Below are 25361 nucleotides of genomic sequence, written 5' to 3'. Positions count from 1 at the left end.
CGTCCATGTCCCCTATGCTCGATATCGATCCAAAGCTGCTCGAACGCGTCAACGCGGCCATTTTCGCCATTCGCACCGGCAAAATGGTCATCCTCACGGATGACGAAGACCGCGAAAACGAAGGCGATTTGTGCATGGCAGCCGAATTCGTCACCCCCGAGGCCATCAACTTCATGGCCACGCACGGGCGGGGGCTCATCTGCCTGACCTTGACCGAGCAGCAAATCGAGCGCCTCGAGCTCCCCATGATGCAAGCGCCCGGTCGCGGTGCACCGCCGCTCGGAACGGCGTTTACCGTGAGCGTCGAAGCGCGACACGGCGTGACCACCGGCATCAGCGCCGCCGACCGCGCCTTCACCACCCGCCTGGCCGCCAGCCCGGACTGCCGCCCCGACGATCTGGTCACCCCCGGACACGTCTTTCCGCTCAAGGCCCGCACCGGCGGCGTGCTCGTGCGAACGGGTCAAACGGAGGGCTCGGTCGATCTGGCGCGGCTCGCAGGCCTGAACCCGGCCGGTGTCATCTGCGAGATCATGAACGACGACGGCACGATGGCGCGCATGCCGGATCTCGAGCGCTTCGGCAAGAAGCATGGGCTCATCATCGTCACCATCGCCGACTTGATCGAGTACCGGCTCCAGACCGAGCGGCTCGTTCGGCGCCTCACCGAGAAGAGCATCCTGCTCGACGCCACGGGCTCCACCTGGCGAGCCATCGTCTACGAATCGGCGACCGACGGCCGGCAGCTGCTCGCCCTCGTCAAAGGCGAAGTCGCGACGGGAGAGGCCATTCTCTGCCGGATGCACTCGGGCTCCCTCATTGCCGACACCTTCGCCTCCACCCCCCGCGAGGGTGCCCGCAATTTGCGGGAGGCGTTTCGCATGATCGAAGCGGAAGGACGCGGCGTGGTGGTGTATCTTCCGCCGAAAGGCAATGTCGAGCTGGAGCTGGCGCTCCACGAGGCCTTGTCGGCGCCGCCCCACGAGAAAAAAGACGACCCTCTGCGCGACTTCGGCCTCGGCGCGCAAGTCCTGTTCGACTTGGGCCTCCACAAGATAAGGCTCCTGACCAACAACCCCCGTAAGATCGCGGGCATCCACGGCTACGGGCTCGAGGTCGTCGAAAGCATCCCCCTCAAAGCCATGAACAAAGTACCGGCCCCGCCGTCTTCCGGGAGACTCCTCTGATGCCCACGTTGGACGACGCGCGTACGTTCGTCGGAAACCTCGTCGTCCCCAGCGGCGCACGATTCGCCATCGTCGCCAGCCGCTTCAACGACTTCATCGTCGACCCGCTCATCCGCGGCGCCTTCGACGCCATCGTCCGCCACGGCGGCGACGCCAAGAACGTCACGGTGGTGCGCGTGCCGGGGGCGTGGGAGATCCCGGCCATCGTGCACAGGCTCGCGGCGAAGCGCGGGTTCGACGCGATCATCGCGCTCTCGGCGGTGATCCGCGGGTCGACGCCGCACTTCGACTATGTGGCGGGGGCCGCGTCCAACGGGGTTGGGAGCGTGGCGGCCAGCACCGGGGTGCCGGTGGCGTTTGGCGTTCTCACCACCGATAGCATCGAGCAAGCCATCGAGCGCGCGGGGACGAAGGCGGGCAACAAAGGTTGGGACGCGGCGGTTTCGGCCATCGAAATGGTCTCGCTCGGCCGCGCCCTCGACGAAGCGGGGTTGTGATGGGAGCTCGTCACTCGGGCCGCGAGGCCGCGCTGCAAATGCTGTTTCAAATCGAGGCCTCGGGGGCCGGGGCCGAGGAGGCCATCGCGCTCTACTGGCGCAACTTCGAGGGCGAGCCCGAAGGCCGCGCCTACGCCGAAGAGATCGTGCGCGGCGTCGCCGAGAAGACCGAAGCGCTCGACGCGCGCATCGCGTCCGCCTCCAAGCACTGGCGCCTCGAGCGCATGGGCCGCGTGGATCGCAACCTCCTGCGCGCCGGAACGTGGGAGCTCGAGAACCGGCAAGACGTCCCGCGCGCGGTCATCCTCGACGAGGCCGTCGAGCTGGCCAAGGCGTATGGGAGCGAGTCGTCGAGCTCGTTCGTGAACGGCGTGCTCGATCGCATCGCCGAGGAGCTCGGGCGCAAGGACACGGATCGTTGATGCGGCGCGGGCGCACGGGATAGACCGAATCGCCAGGAGCTCACGGAGCGACGGATCGGATGGATTTACGCTACTTACCGCACGATCTTCGCCGCATCGATGAAGCCAACGCCGAGGTGGTGGCGTGCGCCATCTGGCAAGACGAGGTGCCCATGCGCGGCCTCGCCGGTCTGCTCGATTGGCGGCTCGCCGGCAAACTGAGCGCCCTGCAGCGCGCCGATTACCTGCGGGGCGAGGCGGGCGAGGTCCTCTGTGTGCCCGGCCGGCCGCGCTTACCCTTCGACAAGGTGCTCGTCTTCGGTCTCGGACCGCGCCCGCCCCAGGGCTTCGAAGAGGCGCGCTTTCGCGAGACCGTGCTCCATCTGCTTCGCACCTTGGAGGGCTTGCACGTCCCGCGCGCGGTGGTGGAGCTCCCCGGCCGCGCCGACGCCTCCATCCTGCCCGATCGGGCCGCGACCGTGGTCTTGGAGTGCGTCGGGACCTCTGCCGCACACGACACCTGGTGGATCGTGGACCACGCCGACGCCGAGCGCCATCTGCTCGAGCGCGCCCAAGAAGAACAGCGGCGAGCCCGCCGAGCGTAGGCCGCGGCCGGGCGCTAGGCTAAAAGAAGCGTCATGCCCGAAACGAACGAGCCGAGCCAAGCCGAGGTGGTACCGGTCGATGCAGCCACATTGATTGCGCTTCGCGACGAGCCCGAGGCGGGATCGTTCTCGGCGTTCTTCGTTCAACGGAGCCAGAAGTCGCGCTTCATGGGCGGCCTGGTGGTCTTCCCCGGCGGCAAGGTCGACGAGGCGGATCGCGATCCGGCCTGGCGTGCACTCTGCACGGATCCGCGCCTACCGCCCGGGGGTCGCGACAACGATGGCGGCGCCGACGAAGACGGATGGCGCGCGCTCGGCATCGCCGCCTGCCGCGAGGCGCTCGAGGAGGCCGCGTTGCTCCCGGCCACGCGCGCCGCGGGCGCGTTCGATCATGCCGCGCTGCTCGCGCTCCGCGGCCGCATCGAAGCCGGAGCCGCGTTTCGCGCGCTCGCGGCCGAGGCGGGGCTCCGCCTCGATCTGGACACGCTCCACCCGTGGAGCCGCTGGATCACGCCGCGAAACCAGAGCAAACGATTCGATACGCGCTTCTTCGTGGCCCGCGCGGCGCCGGGGCAAGAAGGGGCGCACGACGGCCACGAGACGATCGCGAGCTTCTGGGCCACGCCGAAGGACGTGCTCGCGCGCTTCGAGGCGGGCAGCATCGAGCTCGCGCCGCCCACGCACCGCACCTTGGAGCTCCTCGCCGAGATGACCAAGGTGGAGCAGGTGCTCGCGGCCGCCGAGCATGCGTCGCTCGCCATTCTATGTCCGGAGGTCGTCCGGCACACGGATGTCTCGGGTGAGACCGTCGCGCTCACCCTCCCCGGCGATCCCGAGCACTCGGTCCGCGAGGTGCGCATACCCGGACGATCCCGCTACGTGCTCCGAAGCGGCGCATGGCGTCCGGAATCGCCGCCGCCGCGTTGAAGTCCGCCGCCGCCGCGCGCGGGCCTCGTCCCGACTTCCGTAGGCGCGCGCAGAATAGTACGCTCCGCGTCATGCCGGACGTCCTGTCGCCCCATACCCCCATCTACGCCGACCGCGCCACCGGGCAGGTGTTCCCCGATGCGCGCACCATGGTCAACGCGTACCTCACGCAGTTCGCCAGCCGCGCGGGCACGAGCCTCGATGAGCTCGACGATTCGGGCTACACCCAAGTCCGCAAGGGATCGGCCAGCGTCGGCATCAACGTGCTGGGCGATCACGGCGTTCTGCTCTTGCTCGCGCCGGTAATGGCGGTCCCCAAAACGCAAAGGGAGCGCTTCTACCGCCGGCTCTTGGAGCTCTCGTTCCTCACCACCAGCGACGCCGCCTTCGCCATCGACGCCCAAAAAGACGAGGTGTACGTCCGCGCCCTTCGGCGGCTCTCGGGGCTCGACTACGAGGAGTTCGAGGATCTGCTGGAGACCGTCGGCAAAGTCGCCGACGAATGGGACGACGTTTTGCGCAAGGAATTTTAGAGCAGAAAGTTCCGTCTCCGGCTACCCGAACGGCGCGCCGTTTCAGGGCGTGGGCATCGCGCCCGACATCGAGGTCCGACCCACGATTGCCGAGCTTCGCGACGGCAAAAAGATCGGAGCTCGCCCGTACCGCCCGCGGTGCTGCGCCACGCTGAAGCAGCGTCGCCGTTCTGATCGCGGAGGATTTTTCGCGATCGCCGCGCCGTCACGAGTTTGTCGAGCACCCTTTGCGCGGGCCCGCACCTGCTTGGGCTCGCCCTTGCGTTTGTCCGATACCGGCTCGAATGTTAGGCTACTTCCTCATGGCCGATCCGCCCCTCCCCAAGCCGGCAGGGCCCCATCCGAACGTGCCCTCCGCGGAGGACCTCGACCGTCTCGCCGCGCTGATTAAGCCGTCCTGGGAGCTGGACGATAGCCCATTTTCCATGGGCAACCGCAGCCTCACCGCGGAAGAGTGGGAGCAGCTGCGAGGCGAGCCCGAACGTGGCGCTCTGCAAAACGGCAGCTCGAAGCACGCCAGCGCAACCGTATCGGCAAGCGCTGCAGGTGCCCCCGGTGCTATCGGCGTGACCGCCAGCAATGGCGCGGCGCCCAAGTTGGAGGTCGTGGCCGATTCGGGTCCCATGCCACCGGTAGCGCCGCCGCCGTCTTCGTCGCCGCCGGTCTTTCCGCTCACCACGCCGTCGTTCCCGGCCGGCCCCACCAAGCCGACCGCCGGAACGCTCGAAGGTCCGTCCCTCGCGCCCGATCCCTTTCGGAACGAGGTGGTCGAAGCACGGCCGCCCGTCCCCGTCGCGGCGATACCCGAGCCCGAGCCCGAGCTCGTACCCGCGCGCAGGCGGCCGACGAGCCTCTCGGACGAGCTCGCGATGCCCCAAAAGTCGCGCAAGGGGCTCTTTTTCGGCTTGATCGCCGCGGCGGCCGTCGTCGTCGGGGGCATCTTCTTCGCCACGCGCGGCTCCGACGGCGATGCCGCGCCCTCCGCATCACCCGAGGAGACGAGCGGCAAGGGCGCCAGCGTGTCCAACGCGCGCGTCGACATTCCACCCACCCGCGAGACCGTGGCGCCGACCCCGCCGGCTTCCACGGCCCCCGCACCGGCGCCCGCGCCCCCCGCACGGGAAGCACCGGCCGCGCGCGCCGCGACGAAGGAGCCGGACAACGCTGGAGCTGGCCGCAACGGCGCTCAAAACCGCGAGCATGGATCCAACTCGCGCGCGGCACCGCTGCCCCGGCTCCCGGCCACGCACAACACGCCTCCGCCGGCCGCCAAACCGTCGAGCAAGGGAAACACCAACTCCGGCGGCATCGTTCGCGACGTGCCCTTCTGATCGCGGAGCGCGCCCGCGCACGGCGAATGCGGTGCCAGGGTAGGTTTCGTGATCCACGATCCTGGGAGCGTGGGTTACGCTGTCCGGGTCCTATGAAAACGCACACGATGCAGGCCGCCTTCGCCCGGCGACGTTCGGTCTCCGCCGCTTTGATCGTGGCGCTCACCCCCATGCTCCTCGCCACGCCTGCCTTTGCGCAGTCGGACGAAGCCAGCACCAAGGCCGCCCGCGCGCGGTTCCAAGAGGGCGTCGAGTTCTACGACAAGAAGCAGTACGAGAACGCGCGAGCTGCGTTTCTGCAGGCTTATGCGCTTCGCAAGCACCCGGCCGTGCTCTTGAACCTCGCGCAGAGCTGCCTGCGGAGCGGGCACCCGATGGAGTCGGTGAAGTACTTCCAGCAGTTCATGCGGGAGTCGACCTCCATCACCCCCGCCCAACGCAGCGACGCCGAAAAGGGGCTCGCGGAGGCGCGCACCAAGCTCGGTCGCTTGGAGATCTCGGCCCCCACCGGTGCCGAGATCAGCGTCGATGGCAACGTGATCGGCACCGCGCCCCTCAGCGAAGCCATCGACGTCGAGCCGGCGACGCATATGATCCGGGCCAAATTGTCGGACGGCACCACCGATACGAAGAGCGTCACCCCGGGCCCGGGCGACAAGCTGAAGATCCTCTTCGCCCCGCCCGCCGAGCAACCGGCCGCCGCCCCCGTTCCGGCGCCGGTGCCCACCACGCCACCTCCCTCGCAACCGCCGCCCGCCGCCGCCACACCGCCGCAGCTCGATGCTCCGCCGGACAGCGGGGCGCCCGGCGCGCAGATCACCGAGGAGCCGAAGAGAGACACGACCACCGGTCGCATGTCGCTGGTGCCCGCCTATGTTGGCTTCGGCGTGGGCGCGGCCGGTCTCGCCACGGCGGTGGCGTTCTACTTCTTCAAAAAGAGCGCCCAGGACGCGGCCGACGAAGCCGCGGCGGACATCACGAAGAACGGCGGAACGCGCGGCACGTGCGTATCGACCGATCCCACGGTCATCGCGCGATTCGGTGCAACCTGCAACTCACTGCGCGACAACAACGACAAGGTCGACACCAACGCCACCGTCGGCAACATCGCCCTTGGCGTGGGGATCGCAGGCGCCGTCTTCGGTGGCGTCTGGTTTTTCGTCGCCAAGAAGAAGAACGCCAGCGCCGAAAAGGCGCCGACCACGGGCTTCATCCGCCCGGTGCCCATGGTGTTCTCCGACACCAAGGGGTTCGGCCTCGAGGGCGCGTTTTAGCGAAGATCAGCGCTTCAGCTCTTTTGCGCGCGCGCCGCACGCGTGGCAGTGCGCGCCAGGGACGTGGCAAACTTCGGGCTGATGGGCCGGTCCAAGAGGAGCCGGTACCACATGGCCCCGAAGACCATATCGACCAGGAGCTCGATGTCGGCGTCGGCTGAGAGCTCGTTCCGCTCGGCGGCGCGCTGAAAGATGGCGCCGAGGCTCTTGCGCCGCCATGCGATGTAATCGCCGAACCGCGCGCCGAACGCGGGATCGAGCTGAGCCTCGGCCATCAGCCCGCTCATGACGGGGCCGAGCGCTCGCGGGGGGTTCAAGAGGCGAAAGGTCGCCTTGAGAAAGGCGCCGAGATCGCTCTCCAGATCGTTCGAGTCCCGATCGACGATCGCGACGCGGGCCTCCTCGGTGAGCGCCTCCAGCACGACGTCGGCCTTGGAGCGCCACCATCGGTACATGGTCTGCTTGCCCACCCCCGCCCGCTCCGCGATGGCGTCGACCGTGACCTTGCCGTATCCCCGTTCGCGCAAGAGCTCCAGCGAGGCGCGCAAAATCGCCTTCCGCGCTGCCTCGCTGCGCTTTCGACCGACCTTCGGACGCTCCGTTTCCACGTTCGTGCACCAGCCTTCCCGCGTCGCGCGCGCGAGTTTTACGAGACGAGCCGTCTCGTTATAGGCAACGACGGCGCCGCTTGCAAGGGACTACGCGCGCCGCGGTCCCGGCCCTACCTCCCGGACGACCTTGTAATGAGGTTTTCCACTCATACGCGGCTCGGCTTTGCCCGACAAGCCGTCCAGCGCACCTCGAATGGCGGCCACCCGCCCTGCCGTGTCGGATGTCGCCTCGAAGTGCCGGTAATCGGCCTCGCTCTCCCAGCGTACGATGTTGTAAACGCGGCTGCCGTCCAAGCTCACGAAAATCCGCGCCGAGTGGTACCCGGGATAAAAACGAACCCAGCGCTCTTGCAGCTCCACGAACGCTTCGACGAGCTCATGCTGCGTCTTCGTGCCATCCACCGTGTAATCGATGATCGAATAAAAACTACCGTCGGTGCTCATTGGAGTCTCTCCTCGATGGCACGGTGCAACCTCGAGTGCGCTCGAGGTCAAGGAGGAAGAACGCTCCACTTTACAAGACGATTAGTCTCGTTATATTTCGAGACTACTCGTACCGAAACAAAGACATGAAATCGCGCGGGCGGGGCATGGAACGAACGCCTCGTACCGCGTCGCCTCGAAAGGAAACGAATCGACCATGGCCTCCACCCATCGCCTTCGCGGCCAACACATCCTCGTCACCGGTGCGACCGACGGCATCGGAGCGCTCACCGCGGACGCGCTCGCGCGGGCGGGCAGCATCGTCTACCCCCACGGGCGCAACGCCGAAAAAGTCGAGCGCACGGTGGCATCGCTTCGCGCGCACGGCGGCGCGGCGATCGCGCCGCGGGGCTTCGTCGCCGATCTTGCGTCCTTGGAGGAGACGGCGCGCCTCGCCCGCGAGGTTCCGCAGCTCGATGTGCTCATCAACAACGCCGGCATCGGCACCGGCGGGAGCCGCGGGGTGCGCGAGACCAGCCGCGACGGTCATGAGCTTCGCTTCGCGGTGAACTACCTGGCCCCCTTTCTCCTGACGCGAAACCTCATCGCCCAGGGGCGGGCGCCCAAGGTCGTCATCAATGTTTCATCCATTGGCCAGGAGGAAATCGACTTCGACGATCCCATGCTGGAGCGCGGCTACTCGGGCAGCTCGGCCTATTGCCGGAGCAAGCTGGCCCAAATCCTCTTTACCTTCGATCTCGCGGAGACGCATCCGACCATCAAGACGCATGCGCTTCACCCGGGTACCTACCTCGACACCAACATGGTACGCGGCGCCAATATCCGCCCCTTGGGCCCCGCCCGCGACGGCGCCGACGCCACCCTCTTCGTATTGAACCATGCATTGGAGAATGGCCCGTCCGGTCAGTATTTCAATCAACAGCACCTGGCGCGCCCGCTCGACCAAGCCTACGACCGAACCGCACGCAAACAATTGCGCTCGCTGTCCGAACGACTCACGGCGCCATACCTCCTTCGCGCCCCCGCGCCCTGACGAAACCTTACGTCGATGCAAGGTACAACCCGAGCGCGCCACCGACATGGTGATCCCGGCCATCGCCGCGCGCGCGGCGTATCGGAACGAATCCTCATGCGCAGGCGCTGGGACGATTTCTTACGCGTCGCGCCGGGAGGTACAACCCGAGCGCGCCGCCCGCCGCCGACGTTGTAATCCCGGCCATCGCCGCGCGCGCGGCGTATCGGGACGAATCCTCATGCGCAGGCGCTGGGACGATTTCTTACGCATGCGCGCCGGGAGGTACAACGCGAGCGCGCCGCCGACGTTGTAATCCCGGCCATCGCCGCGCGCGCGGCGTATCGGGACGAATCCTCATGCGCAGGCGCTGGGACGATTTCTTACGCGTACGCGCCGGGACAAGACGCTGCGCATACGCGTCGCGATGAATCCTTACGCGCACGCATCGTATGGTGCGCTGCGTTCCAATGAATCGAAGCTCCAGCTTGGAAATGCGCACGCCCCTTTTGCATGCAAGGAGTAGGATCGGCCCTCATCGGGAATGGGGATGCAATCCGTCTCTCCGTCGCTGGCGCTCGCGTGGAGCGGCCCTCCGCTGACGGCGCCGTATATGGCGTTGGCGTCGCTGCCCATCGTGGTGTTGTTGACGTTGATCATGGGCTGTCGTTGGAGCGCGCCCAAAGCCGGGGCGGCCGCGTGCCTCGTCACCACGGCGCTGGCGTGCGCAGGTTTCGGCGAGAGTGCGCGTGGCTTGGCCATCTCGAGCACGAAGGGACTGAGTTTGAGCCTCTTCGTGCTATCGGTCATTTGGAGCGCGGTGCTCCTCTACAACATCGTCGAGGGGCTCGGGGGCATTCGCATCATCGGACGCACGATGGGTCGATTGGTGGGCGATCCTTTGGCGCAAGCGCTGGTGGTGGGGTGGGCATTCGCCGGCTTCATGCAGGGCGTGGCCGGCTTCGGCGTGCCGGTCGCGGTGGTCGCGCCGCTTTTGGTGCTCATGGGGTTCGGCGCGGCGCAGGCCGCCGCCATCGTGCTCATCGGGCACGCGTGGTCGGTCACCTTTGGCTCGCTCGGCTCGTCGTATTACACCATTCAATTGGTGACGGGCATCCACGGCGACGTCATCGCCCCGCGCATGGCCGCGCTCTTTGCGCTCCCCATCGTGGCCAGCGGATTTGCGGTCGCACACGTGCAAGGCGGCCTCGCGGCCCTTCGCCGCGGCACGTGGGCCATCTTGCTCATGGGCGGCGCCATGGCCCTCGCCATGTGGCTCACCGCGCGCTTCGGCATGCCGCAGCTCGCGTCCGTGATCCCCGGCTTGGTGGGCTGCTGCATCGGCTGGCTGGCGAGCCGCCTCGGGCTCTTTGGGCGCGGTAGCAAGCGCGCGCCCGATCCAACGGGTACCCGGGTGCTCGAAATCGGCGGCGGCTCGCAGACCGCCGCGGCCCCCGCCGAGCGCAGCTTTCACTTGGCGTTTCTGCCCTACTACGTGCTCATTGGATTGAGCCTGCTCTCGCAGTGGCCCGCGCTGCGCGCCATCAAGGCCGGCTGGGGCCTCGACTACCCCGGCCTTCGAACCGGATTGGGGTTCTCCGTCGAACCGCAAAAGCGGTATGCCGCCATCGAGCTCCTTCGCCATCCTGCGCCGCTCATCTTATTTGGCATCCTGCTCTCGTATGCCATTTATCGTCTGAGCGACCGCTGGAAGCCGCGCCTCTTCACAGGCGCGCTGCGCACCACGTACGCGCAATGCATCTCCACCAGCGTGGGCATCTGCACCATGGTCATGATGGCCGTCATCATGACCGACACCGGCATGACCGCGCTCCTGGGCCGCGCCATCGCCGCCGGCGCCGGCTCGGCGTTTGCCGTATTCTCGCCGTACATTGGAGTTCTGGGGACGTTCATGACGGGCAGCAACACCAACTCCAATGTCATGTTCGGCGCCCTGCAGCTGGAGAGTGCGCGCGCGCTGGCCATCGACACCGTCGCCGTGGCCAGCGTTCAATCCATCGGGGGAGCGCTGGGCAGCGCCATCGCACCCACGAAGGTGCTGGTGGGGACCGCCGTCGTGGGCCTGTCCGGGCGCGAGGGCGAGGTGATGAAGCGCACCATCCCTTATTGCATGGCCCTGGCGTTGTTGGTCGGTGTGCAGATTGCCATTCTGCTGAAGCTTTGATTTCGAAGAACCGGAGGGTCTCCGTCCGTGAAACTCGCAAATTCCGTAAAGGCCCTCACCTCCGCGCATCGAACGAAGCTCCAACGAGCCGTCTTTTGGTCCCTCGCCGCCGATTTCGTGATTCTTTACCTCGGCGCGGTGAAGCTGGATAACCCCACCGTGATGCTGGCCGGCATGGTTGCCCTCGGCCTGTCCGTATCGGTTGCGCTGCTCTCGTTTTGAAGCGCGAGCGCGGCCCACATTCCGAGGCAACGCGCACAGAGCCTCAACGCGCCCGGCCACCCGACCCGGAGCTCGCCGCTTCCTGGGTCAACAGGGTGAACACATCGGTGGACCCAGGATCCTGGCCGGCCTGGAAGAGCAAGTTCGTGATCTGGCCACGATGATGCGTCTGGTGGTTGAAGAGCTGCATCACCACCCACCACACCGGCACCTCGCGCGACCTCCCCTTGCGACCCATTCGCAATATGCCGGCGAGCGTATCGGCGGTGACCGTCTCGGCCCACGCGTCGATCCTGCCGTCGGTTTGCTCGCGCTCGCGGCGCAGCTCGTCGAAGTCGGAGGCGATCTCCTGATCGAGCGTCTTGATCCCGTCGACCCCGATGTATCCGGGCTCGGGCACCCGCCCGGCGAGCCGGCCGAGCCAAATGCGGTCCGCGACGAGGATATGATTCAAGACGTTGTGAATGGAGCCAAAAAACGCGCCCCGGTCGCGCTTTCGCTCCTCGTCCGTCAAGCGCGCGGCAGACGCGTAGACCTTGTCATTCATCCATCGGTTGTAGCGCGCAAACGCGCGACACATCTCGGGCGTCACCCGCGACATGCTAGCACGCAGCCCGGGGGCGACCGGGTAACCGCGATCCCCGATGCCGGCTCCGGCGGCGGTTACGAGGACCGCACCAAGCGCCGGCCGCGATCCCGATACCGAAGACCGATGCGAGGACCGAAGCCGAATCCGGGCGAACAGCTAGCTTCGGATTCGGCCCTCGGGCTCGGGTCTTCGGCCTCGGATCGTCACCCCACCGCGATCCCCAACGTCTTGCGCAACGTGAAGTATTGCTCGCTCACGCTGAACACGATCAGCTCCTTGAGCTTCTCCGCCGGCGCCAAGTCACCCGGCAGCTGCGGCTCGGCGCTGATGATCTTCTTCGCGATCTCGAGATCCGCGCAGAGCAACAAGCCCGCCCGCGTCGAGGTCACTTCGACCATTTGCATCCACTTCTTCAAGTCGGCCTTGGCGCCGTCTTCGATGAAGCGCTGCACCACCAGGCGAAGCGAATCGCGCTGGATCGGCTGCATGAATTTGACGAGCTCCTGCGCCGTTTGGCCGACGGCTTGCGCCATCTCCGCGGGCACGGCGAAGTCGTTCATCACGATCTTGATCGCGGCGAAGAGCATCACCTTGAGCTCGTTCAACGTGGGGAACAGGTTCTTGATGTAGTGCTCCCCGCGGTAATACGAGAGGTGCTTGCCCACGATGAACGTGAGCTCCTGCGGCGTGAAGCCCGTGAGCACCGTTTGACCGGCCACGCTCGCCGGCGGCGATGCCGGCACCGCCACCAGCGCGCCGGAGACGTCGTTGCGCACGTAGAGCTCGGGCAGCGGCACCCCCAAGACCTGCGCCGCCCACCCGAAGGTCTTGGCGAAGGTCACCGTGCTCGTGGCCGGATCTTGCTTGAACCGCTTGTCGAGCACCGGGAGCTGGCGCGAGGCGCGCAGCTGGTTCGTCTTCGCCACGATCGCCGCGGGCGTGATCATCTCGAAGATTTTCCCGATGTAGATGTTCTCGTCCTTGTGGAAGAGGTTCTTCACCCACTGCTCGTTGTCGAGCCGGCTCTTCACCTGGATCATCCCGCGCGGGCGGTAGTCCTCGAAGAAGCGCTGCTCCTCTTCGTCGGCCTTGTGCAGGAAGGCGAGCGCCGCGCACATGCACCAGGCGCGGTCGTATTCGTGCTGCTTCAAGTACAGCTTGTACAAGGAGCGGTACGGATCGACCCGCATCGGATCCTTCTGGAGGACGATGGCGTGCTCGCCGATGGCCGCCTCCATCTGGTCCGTCGCCTCGAAGAGCTCCGCCAGGATCTGGCGCTCCACCGCCTCGTCGGGCTTGTAGCGCGTCGCCATCTTGAAGGCTTCGATGGCGCTCGCCACGTCGTTCAGACGATCGCGGTAGATGAGACCGAGGTTGTGCCAGAGGTTGTATTCGAGATCCGGTTGGTTCGCGTTGGCGCTCGAGAGGCGCCGCAGCATCTTGCGGAACGCGCGCTCCAGCGCCTTCCAGTCCTTCTTCGCCGTGAGGATCTTGTTGATGCGCTCGAACGACTCGAGGAACGTCGGGTTCAGATCGAGGGCGTCGTTGAAGAGCTCCACCGCGCGATCGTGATCGCCTTCCTTGTCGCGGTAGATCTGCGCCATCGTGTAGATGAACTTGCTCTTGCGGACGGGATCCTTCTCCAGCTCCGAGATCTGCTGGATGGTGTCGATCATCTTCGACCAGTTCTCGGTCGCCTGGTACAGCGCCAGGAGCTTGTGCAGCAGCGGGTGGCTGTCGGGCTTGATGTCCCGCGCCTCCTCCAGCGCCTCGATCGCCTTGTGCGGGTTGCGATCGCTGTCGTTCCAGATGTCGGCAATTTCACCGAGCATCTTGAAGCGCTCGTCGCCCTCGTACACGTTGTCGAGGATCTGGCGCTTGTAGGCGACCACCTGCTTCCAGTCTTTGAGCTCCGCGTAGAGCGACACCAACGCTTCAAGGGTCGGGCGGTGGGCGGAGTCGACCCCCAGCGCCTTCTCGAAATTGTTGATGGCTTGCTTCGGCTGCCCCTGCTCGCGCTTGATGCAACCGAGCTTGTAGTAGACGTTGGCGCGCTCCTCGGTCTCGCTCTCGGAGAGCGAGGTGAGCACCTTTTGGAAGTTGGTGAGCGCCGCGCCCCAGTCGCGCAGCCGGAAGGAGACCTCCGCCAAGCCGCGGATGGTCACCTGGTCGGTCAGATCGAGCTGGTGGGCCGCCAAGTACGCCTTGAGCGCCTTGTCGTCCTTGCCCAGCGCCGAGCAGACCTGCCCCAGCTTGTTGTTCAAGTCGTGCTGCTCCAGCCGCTCACGCTTGCCGGCCTTGCGCACCACCAGATCGAGCAGCGGCTCCGCGCTGTCCCACTGTTCGCGGGCGATGTACTCGTCGATGAGCGGCATCGCGGCGTCTTCGTTCTCGTCGTCCGCCTCGCGCGCGGCCTCCCAGGCGAGGACCGCGCTGTCGTGATCGCCCAGCTGGTTCTCGCGCAGGTTTCCGAGCTCCACCAGCAGCTTCGCGCGTTGCCGCGAGGCCTGCGTGTAGCTCTGCTCCTGATCGATGTAGCGCGCCGCCTTGTCGTAGTCGGCGTTGTCCATCGCGATCTGGCGCACGGATGCCAAGGACGGCAGGTGCGACGGATCGATGTCGATGGCCATTTCGTAGCGCTCTTGCGCCGACACGCGGTCGCCGAGCTTCTCGTCGAGCGCCTTGCCGATGCGGTAGTACGCCTCGACCCGCTGCCGCGTGTCCTGCGTCAGCTCCGCCACGCGCGTCATGTACTCGATCGACTGCTCGGCCTCGCCCTCCTTGTCATAGAGCTTGGCCAGCGCGTCGAGCGCCTCGATGTTCGACTCGTCGAGGTCGACGATGTTGCGGTACGCGTCGATCGCGCGCTCCGCGTCCTGCACCTCGTCGGCGTAGACCTGGGCGATGTAGCCGTAGAGCTCGACCTTGGTCTTGCGCTCGTTGGTGGCCGAGACATGGCGCTCGTAGGTGTTGATGAGCTCCAGCCACTGCCGCATCTTGCGGTAGTTCCGCTCGAGCGCGAAGTAGGCCTCCTCGTGGTTCGGATCGATCTCGAGCACCTGCTCGAGCCTTTGCGCCGCGATGTCGGCCTTGACGAAGTGCTCCTCTTGCAGCTTCGCCAGGTGCATGAGCACGTCGATGCGCTCGCGCTCCGTGGTGACCACGTCGAGCTCCGCCTCGAGGATGCGCACCAGCTCGGGCCACTGCTTCAAGGTCTCGTACACGCGCACGAGTCCGCGCATCGCTTGCAGGTTCCCCGCGTCGATGTCGAGCACCTCGCGGTAGACCTGCGCCGAGCGGTTCGGATCGGCCAGGTTGCTCTCGTACAGGCCGGCGATGCGCAGCTTGGTGTTCGCGATCTCGACCGGATCGGAGAGCGCGGGCACCTTGCGGGTCAAGATCTCCACGAGCTCGCGGTTCTGGCCGCGGTTCGCGTAGATGCGCTCGAGGTTCTCCAGGGCCGGGATGTAGAGCCCGTCGACCTCCAAGGCCCGCGTGAAGTGCGTGATGGCCTGGTCGGTCTGCCCCATCTGCTGATCGAGCAGCTCGCCGAGCTCGTTCATGATCTCCTTGCGGTCGACGTCCGTGATCGCGACGTCGAGCGCACGGGTGAGCGTGGCGCCGAGCTGCTGCCAGTTGGAGTTCTTGCGATAGAGCTGCCCCATCTGGCGAAGGGCGCCCACGTTGTTCGGATCGAGCTGGACGATCTGCGCGTAGTAGGGCTGCGCGTACTCGGGGTGACCGAGATCGTCGCCGTACCACTTGGCCAGGTGCAGGCAGAGGCGGATCTTCTCCTTCGGCTCCGTCTGCTCTTTCAGCCAGCCGTTCGCGGTTTGAATCAGCTCGCCCCAGCGCCCGGTCGCCTGCGCCATGCGCTCGAGGTAGCGCGCGGTCTCGCGATCGTGGAAGTCCTCGGCCAGCGCGTTCACCAAGGCGACGAACGCCTGGTTCTTGTCGTCGAGGTGCTCCTCGAAGACGCGCGCGATCTTGCGCAGCAGCTCGGTGCGCTCCGGGGTCTCCGTGCGCGTCTCGAACCACGAGAGGTACAGCTCGATGAGCGGCTCCCAGCGCGACGCGGCCGAGTGGCGGCGTTCGAGCTCGGAGAAGGCCTCCTGGCTCGTCGGCTCCACGTCCAGGATCTTCTGGTACGCGGGGGTCGCCGAGTCGGGCTCCAGCAAGGTCTCCGTCCAGATGTACGCGACCGTGCGGTACTCCTCGATCTTCTCCGTTTTGTCGTCGAGCGCGTCGGCGCGCATCATCTTGACTTCGATGACCTCGGGCCACTTCTCCTCGGAGCGGTAGATCGACTCGAGCGAGTCCATCGCCTCGAAGTCCACCCCGACCTCGAGCAGCTTGCGCCACGCGTCGGCGGCGTCGTACGGCTGCTGCAGCTTGTTGCCGTAGGTCTTGCCGAGCTCGCGGAAGATCTCTTTGAGCTCGTCGCCGTCGAGCAGCTGCGAGGCGCGATCCACGATCTGGTGCAGCGCGGCCGTGAGCTCGTTGGGATCGTCCTGGCGCCGGCGGATGGCGGCGATCGAGCGGAGCGCCGCCAGGTTCGCGTAGTCGATGTCGAGGACGCGGTTCCAATCGTCGAGCGCCATCTCGTCGCGCCCGAGCTTGTCGGTGAAGACGCGCGCGCGGCGCGTGAGGATGTTCACGCGGTCGTCGTCGTTCGGCGCGATCTCGTACTCGCGCTCGAGGATCTCCACCAGGTCGCGCCACAGCTGCTGGTTCTCGTAGAGGTTCGCCAGGGCGCTGAGCGCCTCGGGATCCTCGCCGCGGAGATCGAGCACGACCTTCCACGTGTTGATGGCGCGCTCGGGCTGGCCGAGCTTGGACGAGGCCAGGTGCGCCAGCTTCGCGCGGATGTCCGCCTCCTGGACGTCGCCCGACGCGTTCTCGAGCTCGCGCTCGTAGACGGCGTTGAGCTCGACCCAGTTGCCCAGGCGCTCGTAGATGCGGGCCAGCGCTTCGATCGTGCCCTCGTGCGACTTCTCGAGGTCGTCGAAGATGCGGCGGTAGGCGCGGATGGCGTCGGGGATCTGCTCGAGCCGCGTCTCGTAGATTTCACCGAGCCGCGCGTAGAGCTCCACCAGCTCCAGGTTGTCGGTGGTCGCCTGCACGCGCATCTCGAGGACCTGCGCGAGCTCGCTCCACGCTTCGAGCGACAAGTAGATGCGATCGAGGTTCGCCAGCGCGTCGACGTCGAGCGGCTCCACGCCGAGCACGTACTTGTACGTCTCCTCGGCCTTGCCCACGTCGCCCAGCTCGTCCTCGAAGGTCTTCGCCAGGCGCTTGCCGACGAGCCTTTGGACGTTCGGGTCCTCGTGCACGCTGAGCACGTCGGCGTACGCGTTGGCCACGACCTCCCAGCCTCCGTCGACGGTGGCGGCCAGGCGCGGGATCTCCTCGCCGGTCTTCTCGTCGAGCGGGTACTCCTTGAGGGAGCGGATGTAGACGGCCAAGGTGGTCGCCGTGTCGAGCAGCTTCTCCTCGTGCAGCTCCGCGATGCGGTAGTACTGCCCGAGGCGCTCCTCTTCCCCGCCCTTCGGGAACCCCGCGGGGTCGAGCACCGCTTGCTGCGGGATGTGCGAGAGCTGCGCCTCCATCACGTCGGAGAGCTTGTGCCACTCGCCCATCTGCCGGTAGAGCGGCTCCAGGATCTCGGCGACGTCGACCTGCTTCTCGCCGCGCGAGAAGAGCTGCTCCAGGGCCTCGAGGGTCTGGGTGTGCTCGGGCGCCGCGTTGATGACGTCGCGGTACGCGGCGATGGCCGCGTCGAGGTTCCCGAGCTGCGTCTCGTGCACCTGACCGAGGCGGTACTTGAACTCGAGGATCTCGTCGGGCGTCTGCCCCACTTCGGCCTCGCGCTCGAGGATCTGCGCGAGATCGCGCCAGCGCTCCGTCTGCAAGAAGAGCCGGTCGAGCGAGCGGATCGCCGTTTGGTTCTCCGGATCGGCCTCGGTGACCCGGCGGAAGCGCGCGATGGCGCTGTCCACGTCGTCGAGCTGCAGCTCGTAGATCTGCGCGGTGCGCAGGCCGAGCTCCACGAAGCGATCGGGCGAATCGAGCAGCTTGTCGAGCTCCGCGTCGTAGAGGCGGCCGACCTCCGGCCAGCGGTTGACGACCATGGCCAGCCGCTCGAGGTTCTGGAGCGTCAGCTCGTTGCCGTTGTCGAACGACAAGGCGCGCGCGTACGTGTCGAAGGCCGAGTGGTGGTTGTCGAGCGCGTCCTCGTAGAGGCGCGCGATGCGGTGGAGCAGGTCGACCTTCTGGAACGGATCGGTCGCGTGCTGCACCTGCACTTCGTGCACGCTGATGAGGCGCGGCCAGTCGCTCGAGGCCTCGTAGACCGGCTCCAGCACCGCGGCGGCGCCCAGCGGATCGCTGCTCCCCGACTTGAGGCCCTCGAGGGCGCGCAAGGTCGGGTTGTGATCCGGCTGCTGCTGCAGGATCTCGCGGTAAAGCTCGATGGCCCGCGTCACGTCGTCGAGGCGCTTCTCGTAGAGATCCGCGATGCGGTACTGGAAGCTGATGGCCTCCGCGTGATCGGCGGTCATCTCGCTCTCGCGCGTGAGGATGCCGAGCAGCTCTTGCCAGTTCTGCGCCTGCTCGTAGAGCACGTCGAGGCGGGCGAGCGCCTGCAGATCGTCGGGGTCGAGCTCGAGGATCTTGTTGTACGTGTCGATGGCGTTCTCGACGTCGCCGAGCTCGTGCTCGTAGACGGCGCCGACTTGGTAGAAGATGCGCTTCTTCTCGTCGGCGTCCACGACGAGATCCGCCTTCTTGGCGTAGATGCGCATCAAGTCGGCCCAGCGCGACAGGCCCAGGTAGCGCTTGATCAACGCGTCGAGGGCGCGGACGTCGTCGCCGTCGAGGTCGATGACCTTGTTGTAGACGGCGATGGCCGCCTCCGGCAGCTCGAGCACGTCCTCCTCGATGGCGGCGGCCTGGAAGAGCGCCTCCTTCTTGTCGGCCAGGTCCTCGAGGATGTCCGCCTTCTTCTGCAGGATGAGCGACAGATCCGCGTAGCGCTCCGTCGCGCGGAACAGGCGCTCCAGCGCTTCGGCGGCCGCCAGGTGGCTCGGGGCGATCTCGAGCACGCGCCGGTAGAGCGAGACCGCGACGTCGACATCGCCGAGATCGTACTCTTGAACGCGCGCGCTCATCATGTAGAGCGAGCTCGCGAGATCGGCGCCGAGGCCTTCGTCCTCCTTCGGCGTGGTCTCCTGGGCCTGGACCTTGAACACCTGCGCCAGATCGGCGAAGCGTCCGGTGGCGCGGGCCACCCGGTCGAGGCCCTGCTGCGTCTCGGCGCTGCCCGGATCTTCCTTGAGGGCGCGCGCCAGGGTCGCGAACGAGGAGTCGAGATCGCCGGCCGCACCTTCGTACAGCTCCGCGATCTGGTGGAGCAGCTCCACCCGGCGCATGGCGTCGTCGCTGCGGCGCACCTGCACTTCGTGGACGCCGATGAGCTTTTGGTAATCGCCCAAGTGCCGGTAGAGCGGCTCGAGCAGATCGGCGATGGTGAGCTCGTACTGCGGATCTTGGCCGAGGCGCTCCAGGGCCGCGAGGGCGCGCTCGTTGGTCGGCTCGCGCTCGAGCACCTGGCGGTAGCCTTCGATGGCGACGTCGATCTGCCCCATCTCCGTCTCGCGCAAGGACGCGAGGCGGAGCATGAGCGCGAGCTGCGCCTGCTCCTCGGCGGCGAGCGCGAGCTGCGCCTCGAGGTTCTCGGCCAGCTCCGTCCACATGCGCTGGCGGCTGAACAGCGCGTCGAGCGCGGAGAGCGCGCGCGTGCTGGTCGGGTCGAGCTCGAGCACCTTGCGGTACGAGGACACCGCCTCGTGCGGATCGTGGAGCTGCTCGTCGTAAATACGTGCAGTCTGCACGAGAAGCGTCTCGCGCTCCTCGGGCGCCACCGCCAGATCGATGCGGCGCTGGATGACGCCGATCAGATCGAGCCAGCGCTCGGTGCGCGTGAAGAGCTGCTCGAGGGCGGAGAGCGCCTCGGAGTCGGCCGCGTCCAGGATGAGCACCTGGTTGTAGCCGCGCGCCGCCGCGTCGACCTCGCCCAGGCGCTCGTCGATGGCGCCGACCTTCATCCAATATTCGCGCGCCAGGGCCGCGTCGGAGAGCTCACTGGCGATCTGCTCGTAGAGCACCACCAGCTGCCGCCACGACTCGGAGACGTCGGCCACCTGCTCGATCTCGAAGCGCGTCTCGCGCAGCGCCGGGTCGTCGCGCAAGGCGGCGGCCAGCGCGTCGAACGCGCGCGGGTGGTTGAAGAGCGACTGCGTGCTGATGCGCGCGATCTTGCGTTTGAGCTGGACCCGGCGCTGCACGTCGCCCTCGCTCGCGGCGAGGATCTCGAGCGCTTCGATCAGCTTGTCCCAGTCGCGACGCTCTTCGTAGATGCTCTCGAGGATCGCGGCCGCGTCGGCCTTGAGCGAGAAGTGCGTGAGCATCGCCTCGAGGGCGAGGCGCGCGCCCTCGTGCTGCGCGTTGACGAAGAGGATCTCGCGGTAGTTCTCCAGCGCGCCGGCGGCGTCGTCGAGGTGCTTCTCGAGCGCGGTGCCCAGGCGGAACTTGAGATCGACCAGCTGCGCTTCGGGGTTATCGAGCTCGATGCGGCGCCGCAAGGTGTCGACGTACGGCTGCCAGCGCTCCAAGTGGCCGTAGAGGACGTCGAGGGCCGCCAGCGCGCGCGCGTCGGTGGACTCGTCGTCGAGGACCGCGTTGTAGGTGTCGATCGCGCGATCGACGTCCTTGATCTCGGTCTCGTACAGCTTGGCGATCTCGTAGTTGATCGCCTTCTTCTCCTGGTGCTCCGTCGCCAGATCGCGCTTCTTCTCGTAGATGCCGAGCAGCTCGTTGTAGCGCGAGGTCTCGCGGTACAAGCGCTCCAGGGCCGACAGCGCCTCTTGGTTCTCGCCGTCCGCCTCGTAGACGGAGCGGTAGGCCGCCAGCGCGTCGTCGATGCGGCCCACCTCGTCGATCAAGATGCGACCGAGCTTCAGGCGCAGGTTGATCACGAGATCGGGGTTGTGATCGCGGCCGGCGGTGTCGATGGCGCGCGTGTAGCTCTCGATCAGCTTGTCCCAGCCGCCGGTGACCTTGGCGGCGCGCTCCACGTCGAGCGCCGCCTGCTCGTCGTGCGGCGCGATCTCGAAGGCGGAGAGGTAGCGCGCGAAGGCCCGCTCGGGATCCCGCACCCGGCCCTCGTAGAGGGCGGCCACCTCGCGCAGCAGCGCGAGCTTGGTGTCCGGATCGTCGACGTGGCCGAGCTTGACCTCGATGACGTTCGCGAGCGCCTTGCCGTTGTTGGCCGCGGTGTAGATGGGGATGAGCGCTTCGGCCGCTTGCAGGTTGCTCGGCTCGAGGTCGAGGACCTTCTCGTAGGCCTTGGCGGCGCGGTCGTTCTTCTGCTTCTTGTCCGCCCACAGCTGGGCGATCTTGAAGAGCAGGCCGATCTTGGCCGAGGGCTCCGGCTCCTTGCCCTCCTGCTGCTCGAGGACGCGAATGAACTCGTCCCACTTGCCGCTCTCGGCGTAGAACACCTCGAGGTCGTCCCAGCGGCCGAGCCCGAGGTACTTCTTCTTGAGCGCCTCTTGCGCCTTGCGATCCGACGGATCGATGGCGAGCAGCTGGCGCCACGCGAGGACCGCACCCTCGTCGTTGTTCAGTCGGTCGCCGAAGATGGTCCCGAGCTTGGTGAGGATGGCGACCTTCTGCTTCGGGTCGAAGGTGATCTCGGCCTGGCGCTGCAGGACGTCGGCCAGCTTCTCGAAGTCCTTGGAGCGCTCGTAGAGCATCGCCAGGGCGCCGAGGGCCTCGGCATTGGAGGCGTCGCTCGCCAGCACCTCGTGCCAGAGGACGATGCACACGTCGGGCTTCTTGACCCGCTCCGTGGCCAGCTTGGCGATGTCGAGGAACTTGGCGGCGCGCGCGGGCCCCGGCGGGAGCGCCTCCGCCTCACGGCGCTCGAGACCGAGGAGCTTCTCCCAGTCGCGGCGCTTCTCGTACATCTGGCGCAGGTAGTCGACGGCCGTGAGGTTGTCGGGCTGCAGCGCGAGGACCTGCTCGTACGCTTTGACCGCCTCCGCCTGGTTGGCGAACTTGGTGACGTAAAGCTCGCCCGCCTTCATGTACAGCTCGACCTTTTCGTCGTCCGAGGGGACGACGGCCGCGAGCTGCAGCAAGGTCTTCACGTACTCGTTGAAGCGCTTGGACGCCTCTTGCTTCTGCGCCAGGGCGCGGAGCTCGGCGATCTTCGCCTCGTCGGGCGGCGGAGCTTGGGAGGGCGTGACGGCCGCGGGCGGGGTCGAGGCTGCGGGCGGCGGGGCCGATGCGGCCGGCGGGGTGGAGATGGTGCGCGCGGCGGGCGCCTCCGAGCGGGCCACCACGACTTGCGACGTCTCCGCCTCCAGCGCCGAAGCTTCTTCGGCCGCGAGGGAGCGGGTGGAGATGCGCGGCGGCGGGATCGTCTCCGATGCGATGAGCGACGACGACGAGGGCACGGGCACCCGTCCGCTCGCCGGCGCGCCAGACGTGCCGGACGTGACCGGCGGGGCCGCGGGCGACTGCGCCGAGAGGGTGCCCGACGAGAGGCCGCGGGTGACCGCCGAGGTTTGCGACGGCGCGCGCGCCGACGTGGACGCGGACGACGCCAGACCGGACGCCGCGATCGGCGGCGCCGGAGGAGGCGGCGCGGCCAGCGCAGCTTGCACGCCCGAGGCGGACGCGTACGCGGGCGGCGATACGGATTCGATGACGCCCACTTCTTCCTCGTCGACCAGGGAGACCTGCTCGGCCTCGCCCACGATCAGCTCGGGATCGGCGGAGGGCGCGTCGCTGCCCAGGTACGGGCGCGCGGCCTCGATGGCTTGGTCGGTCGCGGGCTCGGGCGCCGGAGGCTGCGAGACCCGCTCGGGCGCGGGGCCGCCGAGATCCACGTCGTGCGCGGCGGGCGCCGTGGCCTTGTGGAGCGACTCCCCGATCTGCGCCTCGAAGGCGCGCAGCTGCGGGTGCTCGGGCGCGATCGATACGAGGCGCTCGAACGAGGAGCGCGCGCGGATCAAATTGCCCATCTCACGCCACGCGATGGTCCCCGCTTGAACGAGGAGGAACGTGGCGTTGCCGTTTTCGCCCGCGTGGGTGGCCGCTTCCTCGGCCAAGGTGAGCACGCGGTTCCAATCGCCGCCCTTCTTGCCGTATGCGTCGCGCAAGAAGTGGAAGGCGCCCTCGTTGTCCGGGTCCAGCTTGACCGCGGCCTCGAGGAAGCGGGCGCCCACGTCCATGTTCTGGTGGCGCTGCACCCAGCGCTTGCCGAACATCATGGCGTACTGCGCGCGCTCGCGGCGATCGTTCACGCCGGCCAGGATCTCGTGCTGCACCGACTCCAGCTCGTCGAGCTTCCCTTGCTCCGAGAGCAGCCCCTCGTAGACGGCGGCCGTGGGCTTCGACAGCGGATCGGCAGCATAGGCGCGCCCGAGCTGCAGCTCGGCTTCATCGGGGGCGAAGCGCTTGGTGATGCGCGCCGCGCGCAAGAACAGGCGCGCTTTGGCTTTGAGGTTGTTCTCGCCTTGGCCGGCGCGAAGCAGCGCGGCGACTTGGGCTTGCCACGAGCCGCTCTCGGCCTGGACGTCCTCCAAGCAGGCGCTCGCCTCTTTGTTGGCGCCACCGCTCGCGGCAAGGCTGCGCGCGTAGGTCGCGGTGGCCTTGTCGTAGTCGCCGATATCGCACAGCACATCGCCCAGATCGCAGAGCAGAAGGCTCGCAGGCATTCCCTGCTGCACGGCCTTCAGCTCCAGCTCGATGAGCTTCTGGACCATGTTCAGTTTGCCGAGGTCCCAATAGATGCCGCGCGCGGCCTCGAGGCTTTCGGTCAGCTGAGGGTTGAGCTTGTAGGCGTCCTGAAAGTGCTTGAGCGCCTTCACGCCCAAAAGAAACTTTCCATCGAGGACCCGACCAAGGCGGAGATGGTAGGCAGCCTTGGCGACGTTCTGGTTGGCGCTGGCGATTCCCTTCTCCAGCTCCTCGATCAGCCCCTGCCAATCGCGGTTGGCCTCGAGCAGAGAAATACGCGTTTGCAGATCCATGAAAATCCCTCGGCTTTTACAACCGGCAATCGAGCAGCCGCCGTCTTGTGACAACGGATATGGCCGTTGCTCCCGGATGCACCCAGGACGACCGGATTTCCGCCTTCGCGGAGAGGACCCGACACCCTGTTTGGGAGGACGACACGGACGATAAAGCTATCAGACACAGAAGGTACTGTGACCCTTGATCACACGGAGAAGCGCCTGCGGCGCCCGACTTGCAACACACCGTCGAGGCCGTCGCCGTCGAAACGGCTGGCTGCGGGTCGTACATCTCGCACTGGTCTCGAACCCGTTCCCCGAGATCGCGACCCTGTTCAAGCTCGTCGCGATGCGGGCGGTGACCGTACCGGGCGATGTACGTCTCCGCGTACACGCGCCCGGGGGTGGCTCGTAGGTCTCGCGCGGAGGCTCGCCGCTTGCGGTGACCGACGTGGGGCCGGTCCGCGGTCAACGTCGAATCGGGAATTTGCTTCAGGTCAGCTCCCATTCAGCTGCTTGAGGATTTCCTGCGCCTGAGCGCATTCATCCGCGTAGCGGTTGGCCGCGCTGCCTTTGCAGACGGTCGTTTGGAATTTGGTGAGCTGCGCGACCGCCTCGTTCTTTCGCGGCGGTTGGGCTTTGGAGTAAGCAAACCCGAGGTTGAAGTAGGCGATCTGCTGGCCCTTCTCGTTGCACGCGCCGCACGCCTTCTTGGCCGCGTCGAATTCGGCGATGGCGCCGTTGAAATCGCCGCGCACTTCTTTCACCTCGCCGGCGAGCGAGCGGAGGACGAACTGCGCGGTGACGTCGTCCGGCTTGACGAACGCGACCCCCTCTTTGAGGACTTGATCGGCCTGCTCGAAGAAGTTCAGGCGAATGTAGAGGTCGGCCAGGGGGCCGTAATAGGCGCCCTCGTCCGGCTTCTTTTGAATTGCCTCGCTATAATTTTGAAGTGCACCTGCTTCGTCGTCGAGGTGCAGGAGCACATTGGCCAGCTCGAAGTGTGCGTCCGCGTAATTGGGATCGAGCTGAATCGCGGTGGCCAGGGGACCTTTGGCGTCGGCCCACCCGGAGGGGCCTTTGGCCGCCTGCTTGGCCAGCGCGTAGCCGTGCAAAAAGAAGTAATTGGCGTGTTTGGGCGCTAGCTTTTCGGCCCGCGAGCAGGTGGAGGCGACTTTGTCCCACGCCTCTTTCTTCTGATACGCCGTCGCCAGCTTCCACATGATCCGGTGGTTGGTCGGATCGAGATTGGTCGCCTGCTCGTACTTCGATATCGCCTCATCGATGTTGCTCTGGCGAGCCTTGTCCCCTTCGTTGGACAGGTTCACTGCCTCGATGTTGTTTCGGCTGCAGCCCGTCGTGACGGTGGTAAACGCGGCCGTTGCCGTTCCGAGTACGAGCCCCACGAGTACCGTCTTCATGCGCGTCGTCATCGTCAAACCTCGAAATGTGCCACGTTC

16 protein-coding genes are annotated in these 25361 nt (G+C 66.8%); 11 read left to right on the top strand and 5 right to left on the bottom strand.

Annotated elements, in window-relative coordinates:
• The first annotated feature begins 5 nt into the window (after positions 1–5).
• The 8 genes from ribB (at position 6) to LZC94_09830 (ending at position 6755) form a co-directional block, all read left to right on the top strand.
• Entirely contained in the window at positions 6–1187 is a 1182-nt protein-coding gene (gene ribB, locus LZC94_09865) for a 3,4-dihydroxy-2-butanone-4-phosphate synthase (protein ID WXB17570.1), read from the top strand.
• On the top strand, positions 1187–1684 hold the full coding sequence (gene ribE, locus LZC94_09860) for a 6,7-dimethyl-8-ribityllumazine synthase (GenBank protein WXB17569.1): 498 nt from the start codon (positions 1187–1189) through the stop codon (positions 1682–1684). The genes ribB and ribE overlap by 1 nt, the downstream gene beginning before the upstream one ends.
• Entirely contained in the window at positions 1684–2106 is a 423-nt protein-coding gene (nusB, locus tag LZC94_09855) for a transcription antitermination factor NusB (protein WXB17568.1), read from the top strand. The genes ribE and nusB overlap by 1 nt, the downstream gene beginning before the upstream one ends.
• Positions 2107–2165: 59 nt before the next feature.
• Positions 2166–2690 carry a leucyl aminopeptidase gene (locus LZC94_09850; GenBank protein ID WXB17567.1) on the top strand — a complete coding sequence of 175 codons (525 nt, stop codon included), beginning with the start codon at positions 2166–2168 and terminating at the stop codon, positions 2688–2690.
• A 33-nt stretch (positions 2691–2723) separates the two neighbouring features.
• The gene (locus LZC94_09845) at positions 2724–3617 is read left to right on the top strand and encodes a hypothetical protein (GenBank protein WXB17566.1); all 894 of its coding nucleotides are present in this window, start codon (positions 2724–2726) and stop codon (positions 3615–3617) included.
• Between the two features lie 71 nt (positions 3618–3688).
• Positions 3689–4150, top strand: coding sequence for a YbjN domain-containing protein (locus tag LZC94_09840; GenBank protein WXB17565.1), 462 nt, complete (start codon positions 3689–3691; stop codon positions 4148–4150).
• Positions 4151–4452: 302 nt separating this feature from the next.
• A complete protein-coding gene (locus LZC94_09835; GenBank protein ID WXB17564.1) occupies positions 4453–5481 on the top strand; it encodes a hypothetical protein in 1029 nt (342 codons plus the stop codon).
• 92 nt (positions 5482–5573) lie between these two features.
• Positions 5574–6755, top strand: coding sequence for a hypothetical protein (locus tag LZC94_09830; GenBank protein ID WXB17563.1), 1182 nt, complete (start codon positions 5574–5576; stop codon positions 6753–6755).
• A gap of 14 nt (positions 6756–6769) precedes the next feature.
• Here the strand turns inward: LZC94_09830 and LZC94_09825 are convergent, their stop codons facing one another.
• Together LZC94_09825 and LZC94_09820 are read right to left on the bottom strand one after the other, a co-directional pair.
• Positions 6770–7363, bottom strand: a complete 594-nt coding sequence (locus tag LZC94_09825; GenBank protein ID WXB17562.1) for a TetR/AcrR family transcriptional regulator — start codon at positions 7361–7363, stop codon at positions 6770–6772.
• A 90-nt stretch (positions 7364–7453) separates the two neighbouring features.
• Positions 7454–7810, bottom strand: a complete 357-nt coding sequence (locus tag LZC94_09820) for an antibiotic biosynthesis monooxygenase (GenBank protein ID WXB17561.1) — start codon at positions 7808–7810, stop codon at positions 7454–7456.
• A 196-nt stretch (positions 7811–8006) separates the two neighbouring features.
• Between LZC94_09820 and LZC94_09815 the strand changes: the two genes are divergently transcribed.
• The 3 genes from LZC94_09815 to LZC94_09805 all read left to right on the top strand — a co-directional run bounded on the left by LZC94_09815 (position 8007) and on the right by LZC94_09805 (position 11229).
• Entirely contained in the window at positions 8007–8843 is an 837-nt protein-coding gene (locus tag LZC94_09815; GenBank protein WXB17560.1) for an SDR family NAD(P)-dependent oxidoreductase, read from the top strand.
• 529 nt (positions 8844–9372) lie between these two features.
• Positions 9373–11007, top strand: a complete 1635-nt coding sequence (locus LZC94_09810; GenBank protein WXB17559.1) for an L-lactate permease — start codon at positions 9373–9375, stop codon at positions 11005–11007.
• Positions 11008–11034: 27 nt separating this feature from the next.
• Positions 11035–11229, top strand: a complete 195-nt coding sequence (locus LZC94_09805) for a hypothetical protein (GenBank protein WXB17558.1) — start codon at positions 11035–11037, stop codon at positions 11227–11229.
• Positions 11230–11272: 43 nt separating this feature from the next.
• Here LZC94_09805 and LZC94_09800 read toward each other — a convergent pair whose 3' ends face one another.
• From LZC94_09800 to LZC94_09790, 3 genes are all read right to left on the bottom strand, one after another.
• Positions 11273–11776, bottom strand: coding sequence for a DinB family protein (locus LZC94_09800; GenBank protein ID WXB17557.1), 504 nt, complete (start codon positions 11774–11776; stop codon positions 11273–11275).
• 245 nt (positions 11777–12021) lie between these two features.
• A complete protein-coding gene (locus LZC94_09795; GenBank protein WXB17556.1) occupies positions 12022–23919 on the bottom strand; it encodes a tetratricopeptide repeat protein in 11898 nt (3965 codons plus the stop codon).
• 479 nt (positions 23920–24398) lie between these two features.
• Positions 24399–25322, bottom strand: coding sequence for a tetratricopeptide repeat protein (locus LZC94_09790; GenBank protein WXB17555.1), 924 nt, complete (start codon positions 25320–25322; stop codon positions 24399–24401).
• Between the last annotated feature and the right edge of the window lie 39 nt (positions 25323–25361).

It is taken from the genome of Sorangiineae bacterium MSr11954, from assembly GCA_037157815.1.
GTDB classification, from domain to species: Bacteria; Myxococcota_A; Polyangia; order Polyangiales; family Polyangiaceae; genus Pendulispora; species Pendulispora albinea.
The sequence above is the reverse complement of the archived record's forward strand: the minus strand, read 5'-3'. Positions and strand labels throughout refer to the sequence as shown.